Source organism: Roseburia sp. AM59-24XD, assembly GCF_003478445.1.
Taxonomy (GTDB): Bacteria; Bacillota; Clostridia; order Lachnospirales; family Lachnospiraceae; genus Jutongia.
In genome coordinates, this window is record NZ_QUET01000022.1 from 37589 (window position 1) to 55458 (window position 17870).

At 48.1% G+C, this 17870-nt stretch carries 18 protein-coding genes, 1 tRNA gene and 1 pseudogene; 4 read left to right on the forward strand and 16 right to left on the reverse strand.

The annotated features are described in order from the left end of the window. Window positions 1-32: 32 nt before the first annotated feature. The 5 genes and pseudogenes from DXA20_RS11355 to DXA20_RS11375 form a co-directional block, all read right to left on the reverse strand. Window positions 33-1085 carry a DUF58 domain-containing protein gene (locus DXA20_RS11355; RefSeq protein WP_118560878.1) on the reverse strand — a complete coding sequence of 351 codons (1053 nt, stop codon included), beginning with the start codon at window positions 1083-1085 and terminating at the stop codon, window positions 33-35. A 100-nt stretch (window positions 1086-1185) separates the two neighbouring features. After that, a complete protein-coding gene (locus tag DXA20_RS11360) occupies window positions 1186-2133 on the reverse strand; it encodes an AAA family ATPase (RefSeq protein ID WP_118560880.1) in 948 nt (315 codons plus the stop codon). A gap of 38 nt (window positions 2134-2171) precedes the next feature. After that, window positions 2172-2498 (reverse strand): hypothetical protein, encoded by a 327-nt coding sequence (locus tag DXA20_RS11365; RefSeq protein ID WP_118560882.1) that lies wholly within the window; start codon window positions 2496-2498, stop codon window positions 2172-2174. A 122-nt stretch (window positions 2499-2620) separates the two neighbouring features. Further along, window positions 2621-4046, reverse strand: a pseudogene (gene clpX, locus DXA20_RS18445) (ATP-dependent Clp protease ATP-binding subunit ClpX). A 27-nt stretch (window positions 4047-4073) separates the two neighbouring features. After that, window positions 4074-5723 carry a D-alanyl-D-alanine carboxypeptidase family protein gene (locus DXA20_RS11375; RefSeq protein ID WP_158577220.1) on the reverse strand — a complete coding sequence of 550 codons (1650 nt, stop codon included), beginning with the start codon at window positions 5721-5723 and terminating at the stop codon, window positions 4074-4076. 119 nt (window positions 5724-5842) lie between these two features. On the opposite strand from DXA20_RS11375, the gene DXA20_RS11380 reads away from it, so the two are divergent. From DXA20_RS11380 to DXA20_RS11390, 3 genes are all read left to right on the forward strand, one after another. After that, a tRNA-Arg gene (locus tag DXA20_RS11380) sits at window positions 5843-5914 on the forward strand. 277 nt (window positions 5915-6191) lie between these two features. Beyond that, window positions 6192-6446: a type II toxin-antitoxin system Phd/YefM family antitoxin gene (locus tag DXA20_RS11385; RefSeq protein WP_118560886.1), complete on the forward strand. Its 255-nt coding sequence runs from the start codon at window positions 6192-6194 to the stop codon at window positions 6444-6446. Further along, the gene (locus tag DXA20_RS11390) at window positions 6446-6706 is read left to right on the forward strand and encodes a Txe/YoeB family addiction module toxin (protein ID WP_118560888.1); all 261 of its coding nucleotides are present in this window, start codon (window positions 6446-6448) and stop codon (window positions 6704-6706) included. The genes DXA20_RS11385 and DXA20_RS11390 overlap by 1 nt, the downstream gene beginning before the upstream one ends. Window positions 6707-6786: 80 nt before the next feature. Here DXA20_RS11390 and DXA20_RS11395 read toward each other — a convergent pair whose 3' ends face one another. Then, window positions 6787-7410, reverse strand: a complete 624-nt coding sequence (locus tag DXA20_RS11395; RefSeq protein ID WP_022306722.1) for a DUF4317 family protein — start codon at window positions 7408-7410, stop codon at window positions 6787-6789. Between the two features lie 166 nt (window positions 7411-7576). Here DXA20_RS11395 and DXA20_RS11400 point away from each other — a divergent pair, with 166 nt between their 5' ends. Next, on the forward strand, window positions 7577-8206 hold the full coding sequence (locus tag DXA20_RS11400) for an HAD family hydrolase (RefSeq protein ID WP_022306721.1): 630 nt from the start codon (window positions 7577-7579) through the stop codon (window positions 8204-8206). Between the two features lie 12 nt (window positions 8207-8218). Here the strand turns inward: DXA20_RS11400 and DXA20_RS11405 are convergent, their stop codons facing one another. From DXA20_RS11405 to DXA20_RS11450, 10 genes are all read right to left on the reverse strand, one after another. Next, on the reverse strand, window positions 8219-8962 hold the full coding sequence (locus tag DXA20_RS11405; protein WP_022306720.1) for a metallophosphoesterase family protein: 744 nt from the start codon (window positions 8960-8962) through the stop codon (window positions 8219-8221). Window positions 8963-9170: 208 nt separating this feature from the next. Next, window positions 9171-9533, reverse strand: coding sequence for a P-II family nitrogen regulator (locus tag DXA20_RS11410; protein ID WP_022306719.1), 363 nt, complete (start codon window positions 9531-9533; stop codon window positions 9171-9173). A gap of 67 nt (window positions 9534-9600) precedes the next feature. Continuing rightward, window positions 9601-10818 (reverse strand): ammonium transporter, encoded by a 1218-nt coding sequence (locus tag DXA20_RS11415; protein WP_243100637.1) that lies wholly within the window; start codon window positions 10816-10818, stop codon window positions 9601-9603. A 310-nt stretch (window positions 10819-11128) separates the two neighbouring features. Continuing rightward, complete coding sequence (gene prdB / locus DXA20_RS11420) at window positions 11129-11854, reverse strand: D-proline reductase (dithiol) protein PrdB (protein WP_118560936.1); 726 nt, start codon at window positions 11852-11854, stop codon at window positions 11129-11131. Between the two features lie 139 nt (window positions 11855-11993). Further along, entirely contained in the window at window positions 11994-12434 is a 441-nt protein-coding gene (locus DXA20_RS11425; RefSeq protein WP_118560892.1) for a CBO2463/CBO2479 domain-containing protein, read from the reverse strand. Continuing rightward, entirely contained in the window at window positions 12434-14230 is a 1797-nt protein-coding gene (prdA, locus tag DXA20_RS11430) for a D-proline reductase (dithiol) proprotein PrdA (protein WP_118560894.1), read from the reverse strand. Before prdA ends, DXA20_RS11425 begins: the two co-directional genes overlap by 1 nt. A gap of 12 nt (window positions 14231-14242) precedes the next feature. Next, window positions 14243-15301: a proline reductase-associated electron transfer protein PrdC gene (prdC, locus tag DXA20_RS11435; RefSeq protein WP_118560896.1), complete on the reverse strand. Its 1059-nt coding sequence runs from the start codon at window positions 15299-15301 to the stop codon at window positions 14243-14245. A gap of 20 nt (window positions 15302-15321) precedes the next feature. Beyond that, window positions 15322-15549, reverse strand: coding sequence for a hypothetical protein (locus tag DXA20_RS17910; RefSeq protein WP_118560898.1), 228 nt, complete (start codon window positions 15547-15549; stop codon window positions 15322-15324). A 182-nt stretch (window positions 15550-15731) separates the two neighbouring features. Then, window positions 15732-16604 carry a LysR family transcriptional regulator gene (locus tag DXA20_RS11445; protein ID WP_118560900.1) on the reverse strand — a complete coding sequence of 291 codons (873 nt, stop codon included), beginning with the start codon at window positions 16602-16604 and terminating at the stop codon, window positions 15732-15734. Window positions 16605-16768: 164 nt separating this feature from the next. Beyond that, entirely contained in the window at window positions 16769-17803 is a 1035-nt protein-coding gene (locus DXA20_RS11450; protein ID WP_118560902.1) for an ATP-binding protein, read from the reverse strand. Window positions 17804-17870: the final 67 nt, after the last annotated feature.

Consider the following 17870-nt stretch of genomic DNA (forward strand, 5'->3'; position numbering starts at 1 on the left):
CCCCTTTATTTACAAGCGGCCTGTCCCCTCCGCTAAACAACTAATTTCTTCGCGCCAAGCTGCCTCTCGATATCGGAAACATCCCCGCTGTATCTTGCCTGTGTCTCGCCATTCAGCTTGAGCACCAGCTCTGTGTCAAGCTCCAATGTCGTAATACCCGGCATCTCATGATATTTCTGCCGATAAAGTTCAGTAAGCTCCTTCCGGCTGTGATACACCGGAAGCTGCCCCAGACGAAACAGCATTTCGTATATATTTTCCTCTTTCTCGATCCGGTATCTGCAGATATCATTTCTCTGACTGTCAAACCAGATGACATGATGACGGCATCCTTCTAACACCAGCGAATGGCTGATCGAAGCGATGATCTGCAGATAACTGTCGCGCTTTGTCTCATGCTTTCTGCCATGATGCCCCGCCGGCTGATACAGATCCAGATAGAAATCGACCGGACAGCCCAGCGGCAGTGACTGCTCGCGAACCATCATTTCGTCCGTCTTGGCTGTCAGCTTCCAGTGAATGCTGCGAAGCTTGTCTCCCGGCTGATAATCACGGATCTTGAACACCTCGGACGGATCATCTCCGCCGCGTTCTTTGGAATAATCCTCGCTCTCCCCCGCAAAATCACGGCTCTGGCGGCTGACCATCACCGGAACCTCGCAGATTCTCGGCAAAACGAGCATCGTCTCCGGCTTCAGTGCCTTCCAGTACTTCGCAGAAAGCGGCACTGCGACAAGTCCGAGAAAATCATAGCACCAGACCTTCCCGATCTCCATATGGATATTACCGACGCAGCGGGCATGATATTCTGTCTTGATGACGGCTTCCTTTTTGCTGCCCGTCAGATGTGAATAGAACCAGGTTTTCTCTGTTTTCTGTCCCATCGGCAGCGTTCCTTTCACCTGCACCGCAATCCTTCCTCCGATTGGAAAGCTTCCGTTGCGCACCCGCAGTAATACCGGCACCTTCTGTCCCTGCTCTACCACGGGAATCGGCAGCTCCATTGTAAGTCTCAGACTGCGCATTGCCGGCAGGAGAGTAAGCATCAGAAAGAACGGCAGGGCAAGCTCCACATAAAACAGCATCAGAAAACTGGTGCTCCATAAAGCACCGCTGTATAAAATGTCAACGCGATCACGATCAAATATGTGATGAGTCTTTTCATGGAATCACACGCCTCTCCGATTATTTTCTGACCTTCGGTTTCTGAACGCTGGAAAGAATCTGCTCCAGCACGGTATCTGTGGATACATGTCCAACACGTGCCTTGGAATTTAATACGAGACGATGTGCCACCACAGCACTAAATACTTCGGTGACATCGTTTGGCACAACAAAGTCACGGTCTGACAGGAATGCAGCCGCCTTTGCCATCTTTGCAAGTGCGATGGTTCCACGCGGACTCATACCAAGCTCCACAAGCGAATGCTCTCTGGTGGCTCTTGCAAGATCTACAATATAAGAATAGATCTCATCGTGCAGATAAATATTCTCAACCTCTGCCCGGATCAGGATAAGCTCCTGTGCCGGAATAACTCCCTGTACATCGTCAAGCTGTATGCCGTTGCTTCTTCCCTTTGCGATCGCAATCTCGTTCTCGGCATCCGGATATCCCATGGTCATACAGATCATGAAACGGTCAAGCTGTGACTCCGGCAGAAGCTGGGTTCCGACGCTTCCGACCGGATTCTCCGTCGCAATTACCACAAACGGCTCCGGAACACGTCTTGTCACACCGTCCACTGTGACATTGCCTTCCTCCATAACCTCAAGCAGTGCCGACTGTGTTTTCGGCGAGGTGCGGTTGATCTCATCTGCCAGAAACAGGTTACACATGATCGCACCCGGCTGATACACAAAAGCTCCCTGTGCCTTTTCGTACATGGAAAATCCGAGGATGTCCGCCGGGAGTACATCCGGCGTGAACTGCATACGGTGACTGTCCATCTCCATAGCTCCCGCAAATGCCATCGCAAGTGTTGTTTTACCGACACCCGGTATATCGTCGATCAGGATATGACCGCCTGCAAGGATCGCCGCCATCGCGAGACGGACACACTCATCCTTACCGATCACTACCTTTTTGACCTCGTTCATTACTGCACATGCTTCCTGATAATATCTTTCATTCATTTTGTTTAACACCAAACCTTTCCCCATTGCTCTGTTTATCAAACTCCATCCCCCGTATCAACAATCCCGAACATTACACCCTGTCCGAAAAGCTCTAACTGCGACTGTCTCCTGACTCTCGCCGCCCCTGTCTCCTCTAACGTCTGTGTTGAACTCAGAAGACCAAAGCATCGTGGTATCACAAGCTCTGCATTTCTGCGGCTCTCATCGACCGCACTGCCCTCCAGATAAACAACGGCAAACCGGAAATCTGCCAGCTGGTAACAGTCCGTCTGATACTGCTCCGACACCAGCTCCGACCAGCTGCCGTACTCCACGATATAATCTTCATATTCTTCGGAATATATTTTGTCCTGACAATCCACAACAGTGCTCCTTATACTAAGATGCTACGTGAAAGCAAAGGGTTCGAAAAAGCTGTGCTTTTTCTCACTCGCAGGCGCATTCACATAGCGTCCGCCTTCACGCATATAGATAATATATGCACTTAATCGTTGCGCTGTGTCAGAAGCGTTGCCTCACCGCTTTCCCTCATCTCAATCTTCGGCGAACCGTGATTTTCGATGTAGTCCTTTGTGATCGTTACACGACCGATCATATCATCCTTCGGGATCTCATACATAATATCCAGCATGAAATCCTCGATGATCGCACGCAACGCTCTTGCACCTGTCTTTTTCTCGGCTGCCTTCACGGCAACTGCCTGAATGGCATCCGCATCAAACTGCAGATCGACCTCATCGAGCAGCAAAAGCTTCTGATACTGCTTTAAGATCGCATTCTTCGGCTCTGTCATAACGCGGGCGAGCATCTCCTCTGTCATTGCCTGCAGTGAAAAGATAACCGGCAGACGTCCGAGAAACTCCGGAATCATACCAAACTCCCGCAGATCCTCACGGTGACCTTGGATAAAATATTCTCATCCTTATCATAGGCATCGGAAAGCTCCGCCTGAAAGCCAATGGATGCCTGACTGGTAAGACGCTTCTTGATGATCTTGTCCAGCTCCGGAAATGCTCCGCCACAGATAAATAAGATATTTCTTGTATCGATCGTTGTCATCGGCACCATGGCGTTTTTATTCGTGGCACCAACCGGTACCTCAACCTCGCTGCCCTCCAGAAGCTTTAACATGCCCTGCTGTACGGACTCGCCGCTGACATCACGGCTGTTGGTATTGCGCTTCTTGGCGATCTTATCAATCTCATCGATAAAGATAATGCCGTGCTCTGCTTTCTCGACATCATTGTCCGCAGCGGCAAGCAGCTTGGAAAGCACGCTCTCGACATCGTCACCGATGTAGCCTGCCTCTGTAAGACTTGTGGCATCCGTGATCGCAAGCGGTACCTGCAGGATCTTCGCCAGCGTCTTGACCAGATAGGTCTTACCACAGCCGGTCGGACCCACCATGAGAATGTTGGATTTCTCAATCTCGATCTCATCCATCGTGTCCGTCAGAACACGCTTGTAATGATTGTACACCGCCACGGACATTACCTTTTTGGCATAGTCCTGACCGATGACATATTCATCCAGATGCTTCTTAATGACATGTGGTGCCGGAAGGTGGTGGATATCAACGATACCCTTCGTTTCTTCCGGCTTCTCTGTCTTCTCCTCCGCCTTCGGCTCTTCATGCTTTTTCTTTTTGAGTTTCTGATTGTTCGGAATCTCCTCGAACATGTTCTGATTGCCGTTAAACATGTCCATATACGGCGCATGCCGCTCATCATTCCCGGAAAGCCGCTCATGCTTCCCATGGAATCAAAGGTCTTCTGCATGCAGTCCGGGCAAATGCAGATATTGTTCGGAATATGGATCATCTTTCCTGCCTTGCTCTCGGGACGTCTGCACAGATAGCAGATTTCCTCGTAATCGGAGTTGTCTGTCGTGGTATTGTTATCTTCTGCCATTTTGTAACCATGCCTTTCTATTTTCTATCAAAAGTCATAAAAGCTCTTTCCGAAGCTTTCTTTTGTTTTCTTGCGGTTTTTCTTCATTTTCCTTGTACTCAGGCTGCTTCCGCTGTCTGACATGCTGCTTCTTGACGTTCTGCGGCTGCTTGTAAAATCTGCCCCGCGGCGACGACGTCCCTTACGCTTGCTTGCCGAGAAGGACTTGCGGCTGTTCAGGGACATTGCCCCGTAGGAGCGTCTCGTTCTGATACGGCTTCTGCGCTTTCTGCGGGAGTTCATCCGGTAATTTACCACCAGAAGAACAATGAGTAAAAGGATCAGCCCTGCAACGATCACCAGAATCACTCTGTCCTTAAAAAAGGACACCATATTGTAAAAGCTGTACTTGATTCCGGACAACTTTGTCAGGATCACGGCATGCTTTTTGTTGGTTTTGATCTGTTTGATCTCGGAATCAACGATCTGTCTGGATGCCTCGTCCAGATGAGAGGCTGACTTGGAGCTATCGTAAATAATATCGGTGGAGCCGACCATGCGCCCATCGTAGGTATATTTCACGGTTCCGATGACATTTTCGCCGTCTTGGATCTTAACGGAATCATCGTATTTGATCTGCTGCTTTGCTTTCTTTATGCCCACGCCCTTCGGAAGGACAACAGCTGATTCTGCAGACAGACGAAGCGGTGACTGCTCCGCATTAAAATAGCTGTCAAAGGTATTAAAAAGGTTCTCGTTCACATCGCTGTTCTCACCGTTGACTTCATGTTTGGAGAACTTTTCAAAGGCAAAGTCAAGAATCCTTGTCGTGTCTGTATATTCATTCGGCTCGCCCTGCTTCGGACTGTTGCCCTTCATAATAACGGAGACAACCTGCATGCCGTCCTTCTCCGCGAAGGTAACGAGCGTCGAGTGCGCCATGGATGTATATCCGGTCTTACCGCCGATCACGTAATCCTTCTCGTAACGGCTGCTTGTCTCATATCCGTTGATCATCTGATGATGGTTGAGAAGCTGTCCGCCAAGGATCTCGCCGGCTTTACGCTTGTTGGTCGACTTGACCTGATAGGTTCTGGTGCCACAGATCTTCTGGAAGGATGGATTCTTCCACGCCTCTCTGGCAATGCATGCCATATCGTATGCGGATGTATAGTGATCGTCGTTGTGAAGACCATTCGGATTCATAAAATGCGTGTCCTTGAGCCCAAGCTGCGCCACGCGCTCATTCATCATGTCCACAAAAGCACTGACGCTGCCCGCCACATGATCGGCTGCCACAAGACACATCTCGTTGGCAGACTGCAGCATAATGCCGTACAATACCTGCTCGATCGTAAACTTCTCGCCCGGCACGCAGTACATGGAGGAGCTTCCGGTCTCAATGCCGTGCGCCTCTGCCTCGGTAAACGTGACAACGTCACTCGGCGAACTGTTCTCCAGCGTCAGCAGCGATGTCATGATCTTGGTGATACTCGCCGGATAATGCTTCTGGTGCACGTTCTTGGAATAAAGCACGGTTCCCGTGGAGAGCTCCATCACGATCGCCGATGCACAGCTTAAGCTTTTCTTGTCCGGTCCCTTCGGCCACTTGGACGCCGCCTGTGCGGTCTGGCTGCATATACTTCCTACCATAAGAATCCCCGCCATCACAGCAGCGATAAACCTTTTCTTTTTCATATGACTAATCCTCATTTCAATCTATAAAACTGCGTTATCTGCACAACTACACATTCTATACAAGTATAATATTATTTGCATAAAAAGGCAAATCATGCTATACTTGACAGCGAGCTTGTGTTCTCGTAGTTAAATGGATATAACGGCCCCCTCCTAAGGGGCAGTTGGGGGTTCGATTCCCTCCGGGAACGCTGAAATATAGGATTTGAGACGATATTTGAGAATGGATGTTGTTTCGGATCCTTTTTCTTTACCGGTGTTTCTTATATTTTTCTTAAAATCCGATGAAGCCATAGCATTCTGACCGCGAAAAATATATCATCAAATTGGTTTCTATGTCATAATTTTTGTATTGTCACAATTTTTCAAATTTTCCTGCATAAGATCCATTGACATGAAAACAATAGAAGAATATAATAAAAGTACGAAAAAACATACGATTTTTTGTACAGAAACGAGGTGTTAAGCATGTTAGCAGTAAAGAGCATGGATGTAAGAGAAAATTTCAAGGCATTATGTGATAAGGTTTTCCGAGGGGAAACATTGATTGTTTCAAGACCTAAAAACGAAAATATAGTGATGATGTCAGAATCTGAATACAATGCGCTTATGAAAGCGAAAAGAAACGCGGAATACCTCGCTATGCTGGATAAATCCATGGCGGAAGCAAAAGCTGGTGGTTTTATCACAAAGACAATTGATGAGTTAGGAGAATACGAATAATGAATGTAGTATTTACTCCGACTGCATGGCAGCAATACACGGACTGGCAGAAGGAAGATAAAAAGATTGTAAAACGGATCAACGAGCTTATAAAGAGCATAGACCGCGATGGCTTATTAGAGGGAATCGGTAAGCCTGAACCGTTAAAGCACAGGAAAGTATGTAGCAGACGAATAACGGACGAACACAGACTTACATATAACTTTGACAGCAACAAAAATCTCATAATATATTCTTGTAAATTTCACTATGAAGATTAGCACCGTTCAGGTGCTTTTCTTTATTGTCTGCATTAGTGCTTCTTCACATACAATTTATCATGTTTTTTAACAGAAATCTCCTAATCAATTCCAAGCAGCTCCAGCAGTGCGCTTTCTGCTGCCCCGGGCTCCTTCCGGAAAACATCGATCAACCGCCCGTCCCCGCTTCGATTTTTAAATGCGGGATAGAGGAATCCGCATTCCGGCTCTCCCGGCTCATAATCGTCCTCCAGCGGGCAGAATATTCCGATCAGAAAATCATAAACCTCCTCGGATTCCCATTGGCTTTCCCCGTCCGTTCCTTTCCGCGGGATATCGTAACCGCCGTGAAATACATACACCGCAAAACCGCCGCTTCTCTGGTAATGACGTCCGACCTCCTCGTAAAACATCTCCAGCAGAGCATCGTTTTTCAGCTCACTCTCATTCAGAGCGCAGAGAAGCTTTCGCATGCTGTCATCGGAAAGGTCCCTTGTCCGGTAAGCGTACTCCTTCAGCTGCACATTCGTCTCCGCAAACGGAACTGCCTTCGCCAGCTTCAAATTCTTGTCCCGCTCCGGTGCGGTCAGATTCAGAAAATGCTGATTAAAGGTTCCATCAATAAAACCTTCTTCATCCATATATGCGCCCGCAATGCGGTCAAAGCAGTTTCTTTTGACAGTCATGCGCCTTGTCAGTTCTAACATGTCATCCCGATTGATCATTCCCATTGTCCTAACGTACCTTTCCATTGTCCGGGAGCCGTGAAACAAGCTCCCACAGACTGTATTTTTATGCTATACTCTAAATGTACAGCTTTTGCCGAAGCTGTTAATTTACATAATATATTCCTTTACACATAAACGCAAGCACAAGAAAGGACAAACAACTATGATCGATATGACAAACATTAAAAATATAATCTTCGACATCGGAAGCGTTCTGCTCGAATACCGCTGGGAGGACATGCTGATGGATCACGGTCTTTCCCGCGAGGACGCCATCAAGATCGGCACTGCTATGTTTACAGATCCACTCTGGTCCGGCATGGATCTTTCCTCCACCGGAGAAGAGCAGGCTATCATCGAAAGCTACCACCGGAAATATCCGGAGTACGGCGATACGATCGAGTGGTTCATTAATCACTGCGAATACATGCATGTTCCAAGAGAGGATGTCTGGGAGCGCGTGCATCAGTTGAAGGGGCTTGGCTACACGCTGTATCTGCTGTCCAATTATCCGGAAACAATGTTTCACAAGCACACCGACAATGCTCCGTTTATCGCAGATATGTCCGGTGGCATCATTTCCTTTCAGGTAAAACAGATCAAGCCAAATGCCGAGATCTACCAGTCACTTCTTCGCAAATATGATCTTGTTGCCGATGAATGTCTCTTCTTCGATGACCGCGCCGACAATACAGAAGGCGCCAGAAAGCAGGGGATCCACGCCATCACAGTAACCTCAAGACAATTCCTTGTCGATGAGCTGGACAAAATAATAGCAGCAAAGAACTCCTGATTCTTTGCTGCTCTACATTAACTTACCGATTTCATCAAAAATACAGTGACACTTCTCTTCCTCGAAGCTGACGTTCACATGCATGTGACCGAACATCCACGCCTCGAACTCTGTCGTGTTCTTGATCTGATCCAGATAATCCGTCAGATAATCCTTCTGATAGAAATCCGGGTATCCATCCATCTGCTCCAGAATAGAGGAGCATGGACTGTGCGTGATAATATAATCAACCTTATTGCCATGTGCCGCAAGGTTATCTAAACCCTCCTGCATCTCCTCCTCAGACGGAAGCTCACGCTCCCACCAGGACAGATGGTTGATCCGGAACATCTTACGCATCTTGTACCAGCTCTCGATCCGCTCATCATCCGGCTCCAGCACGCCGTCCGGAATATCATGGCAGCTCGCACCGCCAAACGTAAAGATACTGCGGTCGTCAATATCAAAAACCTGCCCTCTCATCAGATGGATCACGGATGGACGGATAAAGTTCACCTTACCGCCATGCCATTCCTCCACCGGAAGATTGTCCAATATATCATAGTTGCTGTGATTACCTGCAACAAACAATGTCGTAAATTTCCTATTCTCCAGCCAGTCGAGATTGCCATTCTCTCTCGGACTGTCATCCCAGATTCCAAAATCACCGCAGATGATCACATAGTCATCCTTTGTCAGCTCTACCCCTTCCGGAAAAACATACTTGTTCAGTCTGCTCTTCCAATCGCCGTGGGTATCGCCCGTTACAAATACCATCTCCATCAGCTCCCAATTTTATTTGCGCGTGCGCACGAAATTTGAGTCATATATTTTATTATACATGTATTCGGGGCAAAATGCTACCAAAAAAATAATTTGGTAAATTTCATCAACTACTTTCACACCGGGAGCCTGATTTTCAGCATTTATGCCGTCTGCACCGTCATCCGCAGCACGTCCGGTCACCTACAGGGAATATTTACCTCTACTCCGTCTGATCCGCCGCCCACACGGCCTTCGGTCCGTGTTCCCCGGTACGGATGCGGACAACGTCCATCAGCTCGTAAACGAAGATCTTACCGTCGCCGTGTTCTCCGGTGTGTGCCGTGCGGCAGATCGCGTCCACCGTGCGCTCCGCCCACTCCTGGCTGGAGACAACAATCTCGAATTTCACCTTCGGAAGAAGGTTGATATCCACATCATAGCCCCGGACCTTCTCCTTATATCCCATCTGCGTACCGCAGCCCATCACCTGAGAGATCGTCATTCCATGCACCTGCAGCTCCTGCAGGGCATCCTTTACATCCTCCATCTTATCTTCGTTAATGATCGCATCTATTTTAATCATGATTCCTACCTCCATTTCAATCAATATGTTTCACTGCACAAATCCAAGCCATTCGCTGTTCACCGCATTAGTCCAGACCGTTAAAGGAAGGATATGCACTCTCTCCATGCTGGCTCTCATCAAGACCCATGCGCTCATCATACTCTGTGACACGAAGCGGTGTGAACAGCTTGACAATGGATGCACAGATCAGTGTTCCGACAATCGCCACGGCGATCGTTGCGACAATGCTGATCACCTGCGCCAGAAATAAACGATAATCGCCGTAAATCAATCCATCCCAGCGGGCAACACCATTGATCGACTTCTGTGCAAATATTCCGGTTGCGATACCTCCCCAGATACCACCGACGCCATGACATCCAAATGCATCGAGCGCATCATCGTAACCAAAACGCTTCTTTACAACAGACATCATGAAATAGCAGATCGGACTGACGACGATACCGATGATAATTGCAGACCAGAGCGGTACGAAGCCGGCTCCCGGAGTGATCGCCACAAGTCCGAGCACCGCACCGGTACAGGCACCGATCACGGTTGGCTTTCCATCACGGATCATATCGATCGCCATCCAGGAAAGCATTGCACAGGCTGCCGAAGTGTTCGTTGTCATAAAAGCGTGTACGGCAAGACCGTTGGCGCCCAGAGCACTTCCTGCATTAAACCCGAACCATCCAAACCAGAGGATGGAAGCTCCCAGCAGAACAAACGGAATATTGTGTGTGCGGTATGCTGTTTTCTCGTAACCGCGGCGCTTGCCAAGCATCAAAGAAAGCACAAGACCGCTGACACCGGAGCTGATATGTACGACATTGCCGCCGGCGAAATCGACAGAGCCGAGCACCTCTCCGAGAAGTCCTCCCTTGCCCCATACCATATGTGCCATCGGGAAATACACAATCAGAAGCCACAGTGCGATAAATGCGAACAGTGCTTTGAAACGCATTCTTCCTGCCACGGAACCGGTGATCAGTGCCGGCGTAATGATTGCAAACATCATCTGAAATGCTGCAAACAGCAATGCCGGTATTCCGTCTGCATATGCACCCGGCTCCCAGCCTACATTTGCCATACAGAAGCTTTTCAGGTTACCGATCACGCCGCCACAGTTGCCGCTGAAGGAAAGGGAATATCCCACAAGCACCCACATCATTGAGGCAAGCCCCATAATAAAAAACGAAGAGAGCATCGTGTTCAACACGTTCTTCCGGCGGACAAGTCCACCATAGAAAAATGCAAGCCCCGGCGTCATAAAGAACACAAATGCCGTTGCTATCATCATAAATCCAGTATCTCCAGAATTTAACATATCCGTACCACCTTTCTGTCCATAACCATTCTCCTGCCTTCCAAAAATAACATATCTTCGTATTTGCCTTTTTCAGAAAACAAAAAAGGCGCTTCTATCTTGAGATAGAAGCACCTTCGCTCTTTACGAAAGTCATCATAGCACAATCAAAAATCATTTTCAATAGTTTTTTCAAAATAAACTTGATTTTTCTTGGTACGGTTTCGGCAAAGACTTTTCAAAGCAAAGCGGACGCTTAATTTTAAAAAGCTTATAATCTTAGCATTGTACGTTTTCCATCTCGTTATACGTTGTGACGGTACTCGTATGGCAGCACCTTCATTCCGTTGTAGCTTGGACAGTCACGCACCCACTCCAGAGATTCTTTGACGATGGCGGTCTGCTGTGGAATGTTGTTTGGCTCACCGGCGTTGGAACCGATCGGCACATGCGGTGCGGTGATACGCGGTGCTCCCTGCTGTCTTGCGATCGGCGGAAGTGCGGCGATGACAACACAGCTCATGCCGGCTTCCTCGCAGCAGCGTGTTACGATGGTTGCGGAGCGGTGACAGGTGCCGCAGCCGCCGGTACAGAGAACGATATCAACACCCTGCTCCTTGAGCTTTCTGGCAATCTCCGGTCCTGTCTCCTCACGGAACTTCTCAACATTTCCGCCGCCTCCCATGAAGGTGTATGTCTCATCTGCCAGCGATCCGATGAATCCGGCGTCGACAAGCTCATGGAGACGGTCGATCGGGAACATTGCATTGACGTCCTTGTTGATATCTGAATTATCAAAGCCTCCGTGTGTTACCATCAGCTGGTCAGACGGCGTATCGAACGGAATGGTCCGGTAAGAAAAGTCGCCGGAGGTGTTAAACGGTGTCTGATCCTTTTTGTGGATACCTCCCGCTGTGATAAATGCGACCTTGCACTCGCTGAGCGGTTTCTTAAGCTCGGTAAATACAGGCTTTGATGTGATCGGTACAAATATTTCTGACTGCATTCCTTCTACTGTCGTTAAATTCATAATTGCCTCCTTATCTGTGCATTCTCCCGGAATGGATGTCATCCCGCAGGCACTGAATACTGTTATTATTCTTCAATCGTAGCTGTTTGTGTCATCAAAACTATTTCTTTAATACTTCAAACATTATTGCTTCCCTGTGCTAGATGGATTCCACCGGGATATCCCGTTTCCCGACAACCTTCATACAGCTAAAATAAAATTCCGTTTCCTGTCCGTTTTTCAGGACAACAGGGGTAAATATCCATCTTCTCGGAACGGCAATACAGCCGAGATCATTCATGATATTTACCTTGACCGCCGTGTCGTTGACCTCCACGATGCGGCCTCCCAGCAGACAGGGTTCGATCTCATGGTCCGTCACCATATCGGAGCTGTCATAATCGTATGGATTTTCTACAACCTGAATGTAGCTGAAATAAAATTCCATCTCATGACCCGGCTCCAGAGGTTCGGAAGTGATGACCAGACGCTTCGGGATCGTGATGACCCCGAGACGACCGTGCAGATGGACTTTGATCCGGTCATCCTGTACTTCCTTGATGAGTCCTCCCATTTTGATCGGATTGATCATATAATCCATTAGTGTAATGTCCCGTTATCAAGCAATTTTGTTTCCGGAAGTCCTAACAGCTTGTTATTCGCATTGATAACATCGTTGTTCCATTTCTTTGGTGCAGGCTTGATCTCTACACCAGCCATCTTATTCTTCAACATCTGAATTGCACGGGTTGCGACTTCCTTCGTTACACAGGAGCAGCCGGCCACATTATTTTCAAAGCCGCCCTTGTCCATATTCTCCTCAACCATTGCTGAGGCATATTCATTTCCAACAACAAGCTGTCCCTGATAAGCACAGAAGGAAACGCCCACAACAGGGATTCCGCGCTTACCTGCCTGACCGATATGCTGGATAAAATCAATATGGTTATTTCCAAAGCCCTCTGTCGTGATGATGCAGCCGTCAATATCGAGCGCTTCGAGCAGAGATCCGAGCCGTTCGGAAACCCACATCTTCTCATCGTTGACCTGCGGTGAACCGACGCAGACAACGCCGATCAGATCCAGCTCCTGATCTGCCGCAAGTCCTTCTACCAGCGGCTCACGGATGTAATGTCTTGTCATTTCCTTTGTTGCCGGTCCGATACATGTCAATGCATGGATGGAACCGTCACGCACCTGGTTCGGTGTCAGCATGATCGGCACGTTGCCGCAGTCTACGTTTTTCTGACCGCCGAGAATACCACACGGCTCTGTCGGGCAGATAACATTGTCATGCATTGCGCCCTGTCCCATGATCTCCTTTACCAGTACGACACGCGGGTTTCCGCTGCGGCGGATGTCCTCGCAGGTCTCCTCACGGATCACTTCACCGTCATATTTCTTCAGCTCATTCCGGATCGCCTGAATAATGTAATCCTGACATTTATGTGCGGCAAACGGACCCGGACGGCTCATACCGGTCTTCCTCTCGATCACGGCATGGCAGCGGATGATAATATCATTTTCATCGGCACAGCCCGGATGACCAAAGTACATTTTCTCATCAAGATATCCCTCGGATGAACCAAACTCATGAACCTGTACGCCATCCTCATCGACACCGGTCAGCATAAATACAACGCCGTCTGCGACCTTGGTAACGCCCTCGCCAAGCTCACCCTCTACCTTGGTTGCGATTGGGCAGACGTCCATGATCGTCTCGGTGTAAACATGACGTTTGTCCGGATAGATCACATCGAGTGCAAGGCTCTTGCAAAGAGGATCCTCCTTGACCGCCTTATCCACGATCGAACCGTCGATCGTAATCTTTCCATCCTTGATCGATGTCGTATCTCCAATCTCCACATCGGTGATCTTAATGTGCTTTTTGATCAGGGTGCGGATCACCTTTTTGATGCTCTCGTCAGATGCCGGTGCCTCCGGCGCTTCCACAACAGCAGGTGCTGCCACGCCGCCTCCTACCGGTACGTCCAGCTTAAAGCCCTCCAGGTTTGATGCCTTATCAATTTCAATATGTATCATGCCATTCCCTCCTGTCGTGGTGCGAATAACCGGGGTCTGTGCTGCCTCAACCGGCTCCGGTGCTGCCGGTGTTTCCGGTTCTGCGGCTGCCTCCTCACAGTCATTCACTTTATCTACTACTTCTTTCGTGATCGGTGTCAGTGCCTCGACATCCGTAAGCAGGGTGCTTCCAAGCACCTGCTCGATGCGAAGGCCTTCCGGGCTTAAGGTAAGAAGTCCTGCCTCTTCCATGTCATCAAACAGTCCCGGATCCTCCAGATCTGCTTCACTGATGACAAGTCCCTTTTCCCTGCGGCAACAAAAGATTGCCGGATCCTTTAAATGCTGCTGTAATGTTTCCTTTGTAATTGACATAGTGCTTCCTCCTTATCTATTTTTGATCTTTCTAATAAGATGAAAATTAACTGCCCGAAGGGCTGCGTCGGTTGAATGATACACCGGAAGCCCAAGCTGCGGCGCACACGACATTACCGTGTTGGAGCAGTCGGTACAATTGCCGATCAGCACCGCCTGTGCGCCGGCCTTCTTTAATGCCATGACCTTCTGCACCTGCCCCGGACATCTGCCCGGATTCTCGCATTTGAGACTGCCCTTCACCTCTTTCGCCTGCTTGCATTTCTCTACTCCCACAACCTCCGAGCCAAGACTGGCTGCAATCTGCTCCATTCTCTCCTGACAGGCACTGCAGGCACATACAAGAACGCCGATCTTTTCCGGTCCCTTCGGAAAACATTCCGTGGCGATCAGTCCGCCGGTTGTCTTGATGACAGGTGCATCAGGCGATGTCCGTTTCCCGGTAAACGGTCCTCCCATGATCAGCTCGCCATAGGAATCCCCCAGCCCGCCTGCCTTCTCAAACATGGCGGAAACCTTTGTGCCGAGCGGCACATCGAGGAATACCTGAATCAGCTTATCCTGCTCGTTGCCTGCAATCTTTCCTGCCACCGTCATGTCCTTGTCGATAAACGGTTTATGTTCATCCACTGCCTCCTGAATCCTGCAGGCGGTCTCAGCATTGGTAACAATAGCATCCGCCGCCAGCGGAAGATCGGTCACCTTCAAAAGCTTTCCAAGCACCTCTCTGATAATGGCTCTTTCTTCGCCCATCGGATACATGTCCTCCAGCAGTGTCAGCGAAATGTCCGGATCCTTATTGGCTTCCCTCAATGCCTTCACCGCCTCAGTATGTTTCTCCTTGATCGCGATCACTCCTTTTGTGGCATGAACCACATCCATCGCGATCCGAAGCCCCCGCAGGAGCTGTTCGGGCTTTTGCCTGATCCTCTCTATATTATGGGAAAGGATCGGTTCGCATTCTGCCGCATTGATGATCACTGTGCCGCCGTGTTCAAACGGTTTGGAAAGTTTTGCGTAGGTTGGAAATCCGGCTCCGCCCAGTCCAACCAGTCCCGCTTCCCGGATCAGCTCTAACGGCTCGCTCCCCTTTAACGCTCGTAGTCCGCTGTCTGCTCTCCGACAGCTTTAATGAAAATGCTTTGCTCTGTCACCTTCGTGACGACTCCCTTTACACTGGAATACAGGTTTGCTCCCAGAGTGTTTTCCCTCTGAAACGCAACAAGTTGCCCCCGGTTTACGCTGTCGCCATCGACAACCACGGGAACAACTTGCTCTCCAAGATGTTGTTTCAAAGGATATTCATAAATATCTTCCATACGAATATCACCTCTGCTCTATTTCATTTTGCTTGACTTCCTTGCTATGGCACTTAGTATACGGTAGGTCTGACCATAAGTAAAGAAGCAATCCTGCATCCATCCCATAACAAACTGTTATGAGAAGAGCGAAAAACCGGCAGACTGCCATATCACAATCTGCCGGTTTTTCGCATCTTTATTTACGATATTTGTAATGTCTCCTTGATCGTCTGCGCAAATTTTCTCGCCGCCGGCGACAACCCGGAATCCGCACGCGCACCGATTCCAAGCTCTCTGGAAAAATACGGTTCCAGCGGCAGCGCAAGGATCTTGCTTTGCGCCGTGCCAATCACAAGATTCGGAAGAATACTGACGCCGAGATTATTGGATACCATGGAGATAACGGTATGATCATCTGTCGAGGTGTAGCGGATGTCGGGCGTGATCCCCGCCTTCTGGATGGCGTTGTGAACATCATAATCCACGCCCTCCGCCGAAATGATAAACGGCCACTTCTCAATCTCCTTCATCGGGATCGCCTCCCTGCCATTGACCGGATAATCCTTTGGCAGAATCGCCATAAGTGCATCCTCGTAAAGCGGCGTCCAGCGCAGAGAACTGGCACGCTTTTTGCTGAGCAGTCCGAGATCCGCCTGACTGTTCTCGACCCACCCGACAATATCATCCGTGCCGCCCTCCAGCAGCTCGATCTCAATACCCGGATATTTCTGTTTGAACGCAAAGATGACCTGTGGCAGCCAGCTTCTGGAAATACTGGCAAATGTAGCAATACAGAGATGACCGGTTTCAAGTCCGTTAATGTTGCTGACCGTCTGCGTGAGCTGCTCATTAACTGCCAGCAGTTCGCGCACAAGCGGCAGGATCGTCTCCGCATTGGAGGTCAGCGTAACCCCCTTCGGCGTGCGCAGGAACAGAGGAAAGCCAAGCTCCCGCTCCATCGCCTTTAACACATGGCTGACACCGGGCTGCGTGTAGCCCATACGCTCCCCGCTTTTCGTGAAATTCTTTGTCGCCGCCACGTCAGCAAAAAGAATGTATTTGTTGATGTCCATCCAACCACTCCTTCCCATAATTGACACCACGTTATGAGCATTTTCCTATATCCACAATTTAAAAAACGGGGACATCCTGTGTTCAGGACATCCCCGTTGATATCGTTTCGTGTATCATAACACTATGTTATGGGAGTCGTCAAATGGAAATGATGTAATCACTTTTAATTTGTCCAAAACCCCAATTCAATATTTCGACAGGCAATCTCTTTAAATCTTGGCAACGTAAAATCGATCTTTCCGTATCCCTTATCAATCAGTATGTCTTTCGAAATAAGAATTCTACGATATTCATTGTAAGTATTCTTATTCATTTGTGAAACACGCAATATTTCCCGGGTCGTCAGTTCCTTCGCCTGAAACATTGCCTGTAAAACCTCTTTTTCTTTTTGTGACATATCTTCCCAGATAATATCATAAACATTATTCGTCATCTTTTCATCAAATTGATCAATGATTTCTTTGTAATTTTTCTTTGTCCGAAAACACAGATAACCCAGCACCTGAAACGCATAAGAATAGCCCTTCGTAAATAATGCCATGTCACCGGCTTCCCTATCTGTCAGCTGCAAGTTCTTTTGGTAATCCAACATAATCGAATTTAAGCTTAACTGTTTTAAATCTTTCTTCTCTGCCCGTTTCAAAAAACTGATACGATCATCTTTCTGCAAAGACAAAATATTTTTCTTCAATCCTGCCATTAATATTACAATGTCATAATCTTTTCTTAACCAGATATTAAATGATTGAAAAAAGGCTTTGATATTCTGCGTATTGGAAATCTCATCTATTGTAAATAAAATGCGTTTCTTTTTCTTTGTGATACATTCCAAATATTGTTCGATCTTATGATTTGCACTTTCAATCGACTGCGTCTTTTCCAAAGTGATACCCACCACAGAAACACTGATCTTTAATTCGTCTAAAAGTTTCTTCTGCGACAAATGTTCCAATGTCTGTTCAAACATATCGAGATCTCTGTTCAAAGAAATAACAATGAAATCTTCCCGCTTCCGAAAATATTTTTCCACAAATGACAGCGCAACTGTTTTCCCGCAGCCACGAAGACCTGTAAGAGCATATGCCCGGATACTTGGTTCTTGTTCCAGATAAGTCTCTATAATTTCATTTAACTCTAATTCACGATCAATATAATTTCCCGGCATTTTCCCAAATACCAGGGAATAAGGATTCTCCATGGACGCCACACTCCTTTATACATTTTTATATACTTCATATCTTTTTATACATTTCTATATACTTCAA